12 protein-coding genes are annotated in these 11,776 nt (G+C 68.0%); 11 read left to right on the top strand and 1 reads right to left on the bottom strand.

Annotation, left to right across the window (positions count from 1 at the left end):
* Nucleotides 1-20: 20 nt before the first annotated feature.
* The 11 genes from metA to GQ464_RS16000 all read left to right on the top strand — a co-directional run bounded on the left by metA (nt 21) and on the right by GQ464_RS16000 (nt 10,788).
* The gene (metA, locus tag GQ464_RS16050; RefSeq protein ID WP_166974000.1) at nt 21-1,115 is read left to right on the top strand and encodes a homoserine O-succinyltransferase MetA; all 1,095 of its coding nucleotides are present in this window, start codon (nt 21-23) and stop codon (nt 1,113-1,115) included.
* 21 nt (nt 1,116-1,136) lie between these two features.
* Entirely contained in the window at nt 1,137-2,414 is a 1,278-nt protein-coding gene (locus tag GQ464_RS16045) for an O-acetylhomoserine aminocarboxypropyltransferase/cysteine synthase family protein (protein WP_166973568.1), read from the top strand.
* Nucleotides 2,415-2,611: 197 nt separating this feature from the next.
* A complete protein-coding gene (locus GQ464_RS16040; protein WP_166973565.1) occupies nt 2,612-2,827 on the top strand; it encodes a hypothetical protein in 216 nt (71 codons plus the stop codon).
* Nucleotides 2,828-3,079: 252 nt separating this feature from the next.
* Complete coding sequence (locus GQ464_RS16035; protein ID WP_166973561.1) at nt 3,080-4,036, top strand: COX15/CtaA family protein; 957 nt, start codon at nt 3,080-3,082, stop codon at nt 4,034-4,036.
* Nucleotides 4,037-4,100: 64 nt separating this feature from the next.
* On the top strand, nt 4,101-5,069 hold the full coding sequence (cyoE, locus tag GQ464_RS16030) for a heme o synthase (protein WP_228350366.1): 969 nt from the start codon (nt 4,101-4,103) through the stop codon (nt 5,067-5,069).
* 39 nt (nt 5,070-5,108) lie between these two features.
* A complete protein-coding gene (locus tag GQ464_RS16025) occupies nt 5,109-6,047 on the top strand; it encodes an ABC transporter ATP-binding protein (RefSeq protein WP_166973556.1) in 939 nt (312 codons plus the stop codon).
* Nucleotides 6,048-6,064: 17 nt separating this feature from the next.
* The gene (locus GQ464_RS16020; protein ID WP_228350365.1) at nt 6,065-6,838 is read left to right on the top strand and encodes an ABC transporter permease; all 774 of its coding nucleotides are present in this window, start codon (nt 6,065-6,067) and stop codon (nt 6,836-6,838) included.
* Between the two features lie 46 nt (nt 6,839-6,884).
* On the top strand, nt 6,885-7,970 hold the full coding sequence (gene rlmN, locus GQ464_RS16015; protein ID WP_166973544.1) for a dual-specificity RNA methyltransferase RlmN: 1,086 nt from the start codon (nt 6,885-6,887) through the stop codon (nt 7,968-7,970).
* Nucleotides 7,971-8,296: 326 nt separating this feature from the next.
* Entirely contained in the window at nt 8,297-8,554 is a 258-nt protein-coding gene (locus GQ464_RS16010; protein ID WP_166973523.1) for a hypothetical protein, read from the top strand.
* Nucleotides 8,555-8,645: 91 nt separating this feature from the next.
* Nucleotides 8,646-9,113 (top strand): outer membrane protein, encoded by a 468-nt coding sequence (locus tag GQ464_RS16005; protein WP_228350364.1) that lies wholly within the window; start codon nt 8,646-8,648, stop codon nt 9,111-9,113.
* A gap of 16 nt (nt 9,114-9,129) precedes the next feature.
* Entirely contained in the window at nt 9,130-10,788 is a 1,659-nt protein-coding gene (locus GQ464_RS16000; protein ID WP_166973513.1) for an ATP-binding protein, read from the top strand.
* Between the two features lie 63 nt (nt 10,789-10,851).
* Here GQ464_RS16000 and GQ464_RS15995 read toward each other — a convergent pair whose 3' ends face one another.
* Entirely contained in the window at nt 10,852-11,727 is an 876-nt protein-coding gene (locus GQ464_RS15995) for an aldo/keto reductase (RefSeq protein WP_166973510.1), read from the bottom strand.
* Nucleotides 11,728-11,776 lie beyond the last annotated feature (49 nt).

The following is an 11,776-nucleotide window of genomic DNA, read 5'->3' as shown; positions in this document are numbered from 1 at the left end:
GCTTCCCGGAGGACACCGCTATGCCGCTCGTGGCCCACTCCCCCCTGCCCACCTTCGACCAGCTGCGTCACGCCGGACAGGACGTCCTGCCGCTGGAGTACGCCCTGCACCAGGACATCCGCGAGTTGCACATCGGGCTGCTGAACATGATGCCCGACGCGGCCCTGCAGGTAAGCGAGCGGCAATTCATGCGGCTCATCGGGGGATGTAACAAGATCGTGCAGTTCTTCGTGCACCCCTTCACGGTGCCGGGGCTGCCCCGCTCCCCCGAGGCCCGCGCCTACCTCGACGCCTACTACGAAGACTTTGAGACCCTGAAGGAAGAAGGGCTGGACGCGCTCATCATCACCGGCGCCAACGTGGCGCGGCCCCTGCTGGACCAGGAGCCGTTCTGGGAGCCGCTCGTGGAGGTCATCGCCTGGGCCCGCGAGCACGTCACCTCCGTGCTGTGTTCCTGCCTGGCCACCCACGCCCTGCTGAAGGTTTTCCACGGCATCGACCGGCAGCGGCTGCCCCGCAAGCAATGGGGCGTGTACGCGCACCGCATCACGGGCCGGCATCCCCTTCTGGCCGACGTCAACACGCGGTTCGACGTGCCCCACTCCCGCTGGAACGAGGTCACGCGGGCACAGCTCGAGGCGGCGGGGCTGGTGGTGCTGGTTGAAAGCGCCGAGGCGGGCGTCCACATGGCCGTCAGCCCGGACCACCTGCGCTTCGTCTACCTGCAGGGACACCCGGAGTACGACACCAACAGCCTGCTCAAGGAATACAAGCGCGAGGTCTTCCGCTACGTCCGCCGGGAGCGGGACGACTACCCGCCCTATCCCGAACACTACTTCCCCCCCGAAGCCGCCGCCCTCGCCGACCGGTACCGCGAGGAGGCGGAACGCGCCCGGCGGCTGGGTATCGAACCGCCGCCCTTCCCCGAGGACGCGTTCCTGCCCCACCTCGATAACACCTGGGGCGACACGGCCAAGGCCCTTTTCAACAACTGGCTGGGCCTGGTCTACCGCGTGACCGACCTCGACCGACACACGCCCTTCAAGCCGGGGATCGACCCGGAGGACCCGCTCGGCCTCCGGCAACGACGCAAACCCGGAGGAACATCCCGATAACCCCCTCAAACCGAAAACCGCATGCACGACGAGACGATCTCCATCCACGGCGGATGGGAGCACGACCAGGCTACCAACGCCATCGCCGTTCCCATCTACCAGACCGTCGCCTACGCCTTCGACGATGCCGCTCACGGGGCCGCGCTCTTCAACCTGGAGGTGCCCGGCAACATCTACACCCGCATCATGAACCCGACGCAGGCGGTGCTGGAGGAGCGGGTGGCGCAGCTCGAACACGGTGTGGCGGCCCTGGCTACCAGCGCCGGCAGCGCCGCCGTCAACTATGCCATCCTCACCATCGCCGAGGCGGGCAGCAACATCGTGACCGTGCCGCTGCTCTACGGCGGCACCTACACCCTCTTCGCCGGCATGCTGCCCAAGCAGGGCATCGAGGTGCGCTTCGCCGATGACGACCGCCCCGAAAGCCTCGAGCGGCTCATCGACGAGAAGACGGCGGCGGTCTACTGCGAGAGCATCGGCAACCCGGCCGGCAACATCGTGGACCTCGAAGCGCTGGCCGCGATGGCGCACCGCAACGGCGTGCCGCTCATCGTGGACAACACCGTCGCCACGCCCGTGCTCATCAAGCCCATCGACTACGGCGCCGACATCGTCGTGCACTCGCTGACCAAGTACATGGGCGGGCACGGCACGTCGCTCGGCGGCGTCATCGTCGACGGCGGCACGTTCCCGTGGGCCGACCACGCCGACCGCTACCCGATGCTCACCCGGCCCGAGCCGGCCTACCACGGGGTCGTCTACACGGAAGCGTTCGGCCCGGCGGCCTACATCGCCCGGGCCCGGACCGTGCCGCTGCGCAACACCGGCTCGGCCATCAGCCCCTTTAACGCCTTCCTGATCCTGCAGGGCATCGAGACGCTGCCGCTGCGCATGGAGCGCCACGTCGACAACGCGCTGGCCGTGGCCCGCTATCTCAACGACCACCCGGCCGTAGCCTGGGTGCAGTACGCCGGCCTGCCGGACTCGCCCTACTACGAACTGGCGAAAAAGTACACGAACGGCCGCCCCTCGGCCCTGCTCTCCTTCGGGGTGAAAGGAGGCTACGAAGCAGGCGTCAAGTGCTATGACGCGCTCAAGCTCTTCAAGCGCCTGGTGAACATCGGGGACGTACGCTCGCTGGCCGCTCACCCGGCCTCGACGACGCACCGCCAGCTGAACGAGGAGGAGCAGCGGGCCGCCGGGGTCACGCCGGACATGATTCGCCTGTGCATCGGCATCGAGCACATCGACGACCTCCTGGCCGACCTGGAACAGGCGCTGGCCGCATCGCAGTCCTGATCTCACATACCCGCAACGCATCGCACGAAAGGGACGGGCTCCGGCAGCCCGTCCCTTTCTGCTTCAGGGAACGCGGGTCCTGCATGGAAAACGAAGTTCAAAATTCGCAAGGTCCGGTGACCACCTGTGACGTATGGCTGTCACGCCCCCCGCCTACCTTGCGGCGAGGTTCTTTTTCATTCTTTCCCGCCACGCCCATGAAGACAGGCTGCTTCCACCTTGCCGCCCTGCTGCCGGGTGCCCTGGCCGACCTCGCGGCTTCGATCCGGGTACCCCCGCCGCAGGTCCCGCTCGAAGATCGCCGGACGGCCCCGTCCTTCCGGCACCATATGCCCGGCGAACCGGTTCCCTGTTCGACCAACGCCCTGCTGCTGCACGCCATGCACCGGGCGAGCAGGGGGAGCGTGGCCTGACGCCGCGAAATACGCGCCGCCTTCCCGCCTCACCCCCCACCATCCATCCCTCCGGTTCAACACCTTTTAACGGCGCGAGATGGACCCCGTGCTGCAGCGCATCGTGATCCACCATCCATCCCTCCGGTTCAACACCTTTTAACGGAACAGCCCGGCGGTCCCTCCGTACCTTCCGCGCTGATGCGAAGGGCGGTCTACCGTGCCGGTTTTTCCGCGTCTTGTCTGCGTTCATCTTCAGCCGCGCCGGGGGTCATGAGGAAGGGCAACGGGTTTGCCAGGTATGCCTGGGCCGTGGTGGGTTATGTCCTGCTGGTGATCCTGTGGGGGGCCTTCGTACGGGCCACGGGGTCGGGGGCGGGCTGCGGGAGCCACTGGCCGCTGTGCAACGGGGAGGTGGTGCCCCGGGCCCCGGAGGTGGAGACGCTCATCGAACTCTCACACCGCCTGACGAGCGCGTTTTCGGGGTTACTCGTGATCGGGCTGCTGGTATGGGCCTTCCGCCGGTATCCGAGGGGGCACCGGGTGCGGCACGGGGCGGTGCTCTCGCTGGTCTTCATGCTGCTCGAAGGCGCCATCGGGGCCGCGCTCGTACTTTTCGAGTGGGTGGCGCACGACGCCTCGCTGGGCCGGGTGATCTCGATGGCGCTCCATCTGAACAACACGCTCATCCTGGTGGCCGTGCTCGTGCTGACGGCCTGGTGGGCCTCCGGCGGCCCGCCGCTCCGGCTGCGCGGGCAGGGGGAGACGGCATGGCTCCTGGGTGCGGCCGTGGCCGGTATGCTGGTGCTCGGCACCACGGGTGCCGTCACGGCGCTGGGCGACACCCTGTTCCGCCCCGAGTCGCTCGCCGAGGGCCTCCAGCGCCACACTTCGGATACGGCCCACTTCCTGGAACGGCTCCGCCTCTGGCATCCGCTGCTGGCCGTCCTTTTCGGTGCCTACCTCCTGTTTCTGGCCCGGCACCTGGTGCTGGTGCATCCCGGCCCCGCCGTCCAGCGCCTGGTGCGCGCCGTGCTGTTGCTTTTTTCGATCCAGTTTCTCGGTGGGTTGATTAACGTCTATCTGCTCGCGCCCGTCTGGATGCAGCTCGTCCACCTGTTCGTGGCGGATCTGCTCTGGATCGCCCTGGTGTTGCTGGGGGCCGCGACCCTGGCCACCCCGGCCGTCGAACCGGTTCCTCCGGCCCTCCAGCCCCGGAGCGCCGGATGAGCCGGGCTTTCCTCTTGTTTCCCGGATGCTTACCTTGGGCTCCACCTTACCCGAACCCTCCCGCATGCCCACGTTATCGCGACGCTACGAGCCCGACCTCCCCTCTGAAGGGGCTGTTCCGGCGGTTTCCGCCCTGACCGACGGCACCTCCCTCGATGCCGCCGTCCCCCTCTGGCGGGACTACCTGGCGCTGACGAAGCCGGAGATCACCTTTCTGGTGGCCGTCTCCGCCCTCGCGGGCTTCTTCCTGGGCTCTCCGGAGACGCTCGACGGCTGGCGGCTGCTGGCCACCCTGGCAGGGGTATCCCTCACCGCCGGGGGCAGCGGGGTGCTCAACCACTACCTGGAACGGGACCTCGATGCCCGGATGCGGCGCACGGCCCGGCGCCCGCTGGTTACGGGACGCATCGCCCCGGAGAGGGCCCGTACGTTCGGCACCGTGCTCGTGGCGGCCGGGCTGGCCATCCTCTGCCCGCTGACGAACCCGCTCACGGGCGTCCTGGCCGCCCTGACGGTTGTCCTCTATCTGTACGTCTACACCCCGCTCAAGCGGGTCACGAAGTACAACACCCTGGTCGGCACCTTGCCCGGCGCCCTGCCCGCCCTGGGAGGCTACACGGCGGCGACCGGCCATCCGGGCGCGGCCGGCTGGGCCCTCTTCGCCGTGCTGGTCTGCTGGCAGATGCCCCACTTCTTCGCCCTGGCCTGGATGTATCGCAAGGACTACGCCCGCGCGGGCTACGCGATGCTCCCCGTCGTCGAGCCGGGCGGGCGCTCGACGGTGCGGCAGACCCTGTTCTTTTCCCTCCTCATGCTGCTTGCCAGCCTGGCCCCTCCCCTGATGGGCGCCGCCGGATGGCCCTACTTTGCAGGTGCCTTCCTGCTCGGCCTCGGCTTCCTGCGGCCCGTCTTCCGCTTCTATGCCGCTCCCACCAGCGCCCACGCCCGGAGCGTGCTCCTGGCCTCGATACGCTACATCCCCCTCCTCGTCGGGTGTATCGTCCTGGACCGGTTGCTGGCCTGGCTCCTGTAACCTGCCGTTTTCCGTCGCGCAACACAACGCGTTCTGCCGATGCCGGCGTGGGCCGTCGAATGCAAGCACATCGCTCACCGATACGGAGAGCACCCGGCCCTGAACGATGTGACGTTCTCGGTGAAAGAAGGTGAGCGGTTCGGGCTGCTCGGCCCGAACGGCAGCGGCAAGACCACGCTTTTCCGCATCCTCTCGACCCTCCTGCCTCCCACCGAGGGCACCGCATCCGTCCTGGGCTTCGACTGCGTGCACCGGCCGGATGCGGTGCGGCGACGGCTCGGCGTGGTCTTCCAGCAGCCCGCCCTCGACGACGAACTGACGGTGACCGAGAACCTGCGCTTCCACGCCGCCCTCTACGGCCTCCGGGGCAACACCCGCACCCGGCGGATCGACACCCTGCTGAACCGCTTCGGGCTGGCCGACCGGGCCGGTGACCGGGCCGGGACCCTCTCGGGCGGCCTCCGGCGCCGCGTCGACCTGGTGCGGGGGTTGCTGCACGCCCCGCGTCTGCTCCTGCTGGACGAGCCCTCCACCGGCCTCGATCCCGCTGCCCGGCACGCCTTCTGGAACGCCATCGACCGGCTCAGACACGACGAGCACACCACGATCCTTCTGGCAACCCACCTGCTCGAAGAAGCCGAGACCTGCGACCGCCTGGCCCTCCTGGACCGGGGCCGGCTCGTCGCCCTCGGCACCCCCGCCGACCTCAAGGCGGCCCTCGGCGCCGAGACGCTCTGGCTGGCCGCGGACGACCCCGTCGCCCTTTGCGCACGGATCCGCGAGCGCTTCGGCCTCGCGGCCCGCCCCGTCGGCGGGCAGGTGCAGCTCTCGCATCCGGAGGCCCATACCCTCCTCGCCACGCTCTACGATGCCTTCGGAAGCACCATCCGCAGCGCCACCGTGCGCCCTCCCACCCTCGAAGACGTGTTCATGGTCCACACCGGCCACCGGCTGGACGAACCCGGCGAGGCCGGATGAAACGCTACCGAACCGCCATGCATGCCGTAACCGCCCTGTGGAAGCGCGAGATGCTCAAGTTCGTCCGGGACCGGAGCCGGATCGTCGGAGCGCTGGGGCAGCCGCTGCTTTTCTGGCTGCTGCTGGGTTTCGGCTTTCAGGGCGTTTTCCAGATGCCCGGCACCGGGCCGCCGGCGGGCTACCTGACCTTCCTCTTCCCCGGCGTCATCGCCCTGGTGATCCTCTTCACCGCCCTCTTCTCCACGATCTCCATCGTGGACGAGCGGAGGCAGGGGTTTCTTCAGGCGGCGCTCGTCGCCCCGGTGCCGCGCCTGGCGCTCGTCTTCGGCACCACGCTGGGCGGCACCACGCTCGCGCTCGTGCAGGTCCTGCTGTTCCTGACACTGCTCCCGGTGGCCGGGCTACGCCCGTCGCCGGGGGGGCTGCTGCTGCTGGCCGTGGCGTGCGTGCTCATCGGGCTCGCCTTCACCGCGCTCGGCGTGCTCATCGCGTGGCGCACGGACACAACGCGCGGTTTCCATGCCGTGATGAACCTGGTGCTCCTGCCGATGTGGCTGCTCTCGGGCGCCGTCTTTCCCGTCACCGGGGTGCCGGGGGTTCTCCGCTGGATCATGGTGTTCAACCCGGTGACCTATGGCGTGGCGGCACTGCGGCATGCCCTCTACCGGCCCGCCCCCGCGCCGGACGTCCTCGTCTCCCCCCCGGTGGCTTTCGGGCTCTGCCTCGTCTTCGCCCTCGCCATGCTCCTGCTGGCCGCGCGGACCGTGCGCCGCCCCCTCTTCGCGCGTTGATGCCGCCGGGAAACGCCGGCCCCGCTTTCCTCGTTCAAGCCGCGCTATGGAACCCGTACGCGATCTCCTCACCGACCGGCTCGACCTCAAGTCGATGCGCCGGGACGAGCTCGAAGCCCTCGCCGAGCGGCTCGGCCAGCCGCGCTTCCGGGGACGACAGCTCTTCAAGTGGCTCTTCGGCAAGGGTGCCACCACCTTCGAGGAAATGACCGACCTGCCGAAGACCCTGCGCATGCAGCTCGCAGAAAGCGCCGACCTCGCCCCGCTCCGTCTCGAAGCCCTGCACACGTCCCGGGACGGCACCGTCAAAGGCCTCTTCTCACTGGCTTCCGGCCACCGCATCGAGACGGTCCTCATCCCCGACTTCGACGACGACGGCACGGCAAAGCGGCTGACCGTGTGCGTCTCCAGCCAGGTCGGCTGTGCCATGGGCTGCACCTTCTGCGCCACCGGCCTGATGGGCTTCCGGCAAAACCTCTCCGCCGGCGAAATCTTCGAGCAGGTCCGGTTCATGAACGAGGAGGCCCGGCGACGCTACGGCCGGTCCATCACCAACATCGTCTACATGGGGATGGGCGAGCCCCTGCTCAACTATGACAACGTGCTCCGCAGCGTGGACCTGCTCACCGACCCTGACGGGCCCGGCCTCTCGCCCCGGCGCATCACGGTCTCGACCGTCGGCCTGGCCCGGCGCATCCGGCAACTGGCCGACGACGGCACCCGCTTCAACCTGGCCGTCTCGCTGCACGCCCCCACCGACGAGAAGCGCAGCGCCATCATGCCCGTCAACCGGCGGGCCGCCACCGACCTCGACGCCCTCGAAGAGGCCATCCGGTATTACATCCGGAAGACGAGACGACGCATCACCTACGAATACTGCCTGTTCGCCGGGGTCAACGACACCGACGAGGACGCCCACGCGCTGGCCCGCATCGTGGCCCGGGCGCCGGGCAAAGTGAACCTGATCCAGTACAACCCCGTCGCGGGACTCGACTTTGCCCCGACGAGCGAGGAACAACTCAACCGGTTCATCCGCCTTCTGGTGGCCCACGGCGTGACCGTCACCGTGCGGCGGAGCCGGGGCCGGGACATCGACGCCGCCTGCGGGCAACTGGCCGTCCGGGAAACGTGAGGACGCGGGCCGGCCGGCGCACGGCGGTCGCACCATGCCCGGGTCCCCCTCGCAGACGTGGCGGGGAGCACATCATCACACGTTCTTCACCGTTTGCCTGACCCTTCGCCCGGCCTTTCCGTGTGATTGCCGTTGGAGAGGCCGGCGTGACGCGGCGTCGTGGAACCGCTGACCAAGCCGGCCCGCAAACGCCGAAGATTGCTCACCGGAATCGTTCATGGAGCACATGCTGAAATTTAGCACACGCTCGCCCTGCCTCCCGTAGCGTCTTTCCCGTGCACCGCCTATATTCCGGCAACGTGTTCGAACCCTCCTCGTGTTGCGCCATGCAACCGCCCCAAGCTCCCCGGCCCAGCCTCGGTGACAGCCTGACGCGGTGGCTCCTCGGCTTCTTCGGTGCCGTCGCCGCGTTCCTGCTCCTTCCCCGGGCCGTCAAGTATTTTCTGCGACGGGTCCTCACGCGTATCCTGGGGCAGGTTCTCCTCTTCGTCACGATGGGTCTGCTGACCGAGAAGTTTGTCGAATGGCTCAGCCGGGCGCCGGAGGGAACGCACACGTCCTTGCCGAACGCTCACGGGTCGTAATACAGAAGGCACGGCTCTTCACTTAACTCACCTTTCGTTCAATTCAACACCAAATCTAATGAAACGCATCACAGCACTCGCCTTCATTGTTTTGACCCTGCTGTCTGTCTCGAACAGCCTGGCCCAGGCCCGCATCGAGCTCGGCCCGCGCCTCGGCATTGATGTCGGCGGCGACATTGAAGAACTGTTCATCGGCGCCGATGCCCGGATCAGCGTGGTCACTTTGCCCGTCCTGCTCAACCCGGTCTTCGACTTCTACTTCACAGACGATCCCCTCACCTTCTGGCAGCTAGGCCTGAACGTGCTCTACCCGCTCAACGCACCCACGATTGACCTGTACGTCGGGGGTGGACTGGGCATCAACCGTACCTCGGTCGATGCAGACTTCGGCGACTTTAGGAACTCCAGCGCCAGCGACACCAGCGTGGGGGTAAACCTCATCGGCGGAACCACCTTCAACGCCGGCGCACTCAAACCCTTTGCACAGGCCCAAATCAGCCTCGGCGACGTCGACCTGTTTACGCTCGCCGTCGGATTGCTCTTCAGCCTCGGTAACTGACGCCCTCCGGGCACCCATGCAAGCCCTCCAGCCCAACGACCGGCCCGACAAGATCGGCATCATCACGCACGGCTCCCTGAACAAGGGCGTGGAGATGAAGCTGGACCCGGCCGAGTCCATCGAAAGCGTGGTCGCCGGCACGTTCGTGGTCATCCAGGGCCAGCGGTACGACTTCTTCTCGATGATCACGGACGTGACCATCGACGCCGCCAACGAGGACATCCTGCTCCATCCCCCCCCGGTGCGCGCGCACCTGCTCCGGCGCATCCTGCAGGGTACGGGGACCTACGCCACGGTCACCCTCCGGCCGATGCTCATGATGGAGAACCGGGTGAACGCAGAGTTCGCCGAGGTGCGGCCCGTCAAAACCGTCCCGGCCCACTTTTCCGTGGTGGCCCGGGCGACTGAGGAAGACGTGGCCCGTGTCTTCGGGCACGAAGCCAACCGGGACGACGAGGGCCGGCAGGTCTACTTCCACATCGGCGAGCCGCTGGGGATGGACGGCATCCCGGTGTGCCTGGACCTGCAGCGCTTCGTCGAGCGCTCGAACGCCGTCTTCGGCAAGACCGGCACCGGCAAGACGTTCATCACGCGCCTGCTCCTGGCCGGCACCATCCAGACGGGCCGCGCCGTCAACCTCATCTTCGACATGCACTCGGAGTACGGCCTCAGCGCCCGTAAAGAGGGAGGCGGCTTCGTGCGCGGCCTGCGCGACCTGTTCCCCGCCCGGGTGCAGATCTTCTCCCTCGACCCGGCCGGCACCCGCAAGCGTACCGGCGTCTCGCCCGACTGCGAGGTCTACCTCTACGCCGACCAGATCGAACCCGGCGACATCCTCCCGCTGCGCGACACGCTCAACCTGACGGCCACCGCCGCCGAGAGCACCTACGCCCTCCAGAACCGCTTCGGCCGGCAATGGCTGACGACCCTTCTCGACGGCGACCCGGCCGACATCGCCGAAGCGTGCGGGGCGCACGAGAACGCCGTCGCCGCGCTGCAACGCAAGCTCCGCGTCTTCGAGGGCTACGACTTCTTCCGCACCGAGCCCTCGGCCGGCAGGCAGGACGTGATCGAGGACCTGATGGAAACGCTCGACGCCGGCAAGTCGGTCGTCTTCGAGTTCGGCAAGTTCGACGACCTGCGCGTCTACCTGCTCGTGGCCAACGTCATCACGCGGCGCCTGCGCGACCGCTACGAGGAGAAGACCCTGCACTACCTGCAGACGCGCAACGAAGCCGACGCCCCCCGGCCGCTCATCATCACCATCGAAGAAGCGCACAAATTCCTGGCGCCGGGCATCGCGCACGAGACGCCCTTCGGCAAGATCGCCCGCGAGATGCGCAAGTTCTTCGTCTCGCTCCTGGTGGTGGACCAGCGGCCGAGCGCCATCGACGAGGAGGTGCTCAGCCAGATCGGCACGAAGATCATCGCCCAGCTCAACGACGAGAAGGACATCGGCGCCGCCCTCGTGGGCGTCAGCGGAGCGTCCTCGCTCCGGCAGGTGCTGGCCTCGCTCGACTCGCGGCAGCAGGCGCTCGTCCTCGGCCACGCCGTGCCGATGCCGGTGGTCATCCGCACCCGCTCCTACGACGAGGCCTTCTACCGGGCTCTGCGCGGCGACGATGCCCCCCGCTCCTTCAAAGAGGCCCGTTCGGAAATCAGCGACCTGTTCTGATGCGTTGAACGTTGGTGCGTTGAATGTTGAACGCGAAACGTGCAACGCGAAACGCGGCCCGGTTCAGAGCGCGTCGAAGGCCGCGTCGAGGCGGGCGACCTCGTCGGGGGTGAGCGTCAGGTCGGCGGCGGCCAGGCAATCTTCGAGCGTCTCGAGGCGGGAGGCGCCGGGGATGGGCAGGATGCACGGGCTCTTGGCCCGCATCCAGGCCAGCACGAGTTGCTGGGGCGAGCGCCCTTTCTCCCGGGCCATCGCCGCCAGAGCGGGGATCTCGCCGAGCCGACCGGCCCGGCCGCGCCCGCCGAAGGGGCTCCACGGCAGGAACGTGAGCCCTTCCCGCTCGCAGTAGGCGAGCACGCCGTCGCGCTCGGGCTGGCGGTGCCAGGGGTTGTACTGGTTCTGTACCGAGACGATGTCGATCACGCGCCGGGCCCGCCGGATCTCGTCGACGCTGTAGTTCGAGACGCCGACGTACCGGATCAGCCCCTCCTCCACGGCAGACTTGACCACGGCGAGCGACACCTCGACGGGGAGGCGCGGATCCGGCGCGTGGTGCTGCCACAGCGGGATCGGCCGCTCACCGCCCAGGGCTTCGTGGCTCCGCCGGATGGCCTGCCGCAGGTGGTCCGGGTGGCTGTCGCGGATCCACTGGCCGGAGGGCCGCATGAACCCGCCTTTCGTGGCAACCACGACGGCCTCCGCAGGACCCGGATACGTTGCCAGGGCTTCCCGGATGAGCTCCTCGTTGTGGTGTTTGTCGGTTTCGTCGAGGCAGTAAGCGTCGGCCGTGTCGATGAACGTGACGCCGAGGTCGAGGGCGCGATGGAGCACGGCGAGCGCCTGCGCCCGCTCCGGGCGTCCCTGGATGGAGAGCTGCATCGCTCCGAAGCCGATCACCCCCACCCGCAGGCCGGTCTTATCCAGTTGGATCGTTTCCATGAGCCAGAGGATCTGTTGGACACGCCGTTTGTCTTTGGACGATGCAGGA

It is taken from the genome of Rhodocaloribacter litoris, from assembly GCF_011682235.2.
GTDB classification, from domain to species: domain Bacteria; phylum Bacteroidota; class Rhodothermia; order Rhodothermales; family ISCAR-4553; genus Rhodocaloribacter; species Rhodocaloribacter litoris.
This window is presented reverse-complemented; position numbering and strand designations above follow the sequence as displayed.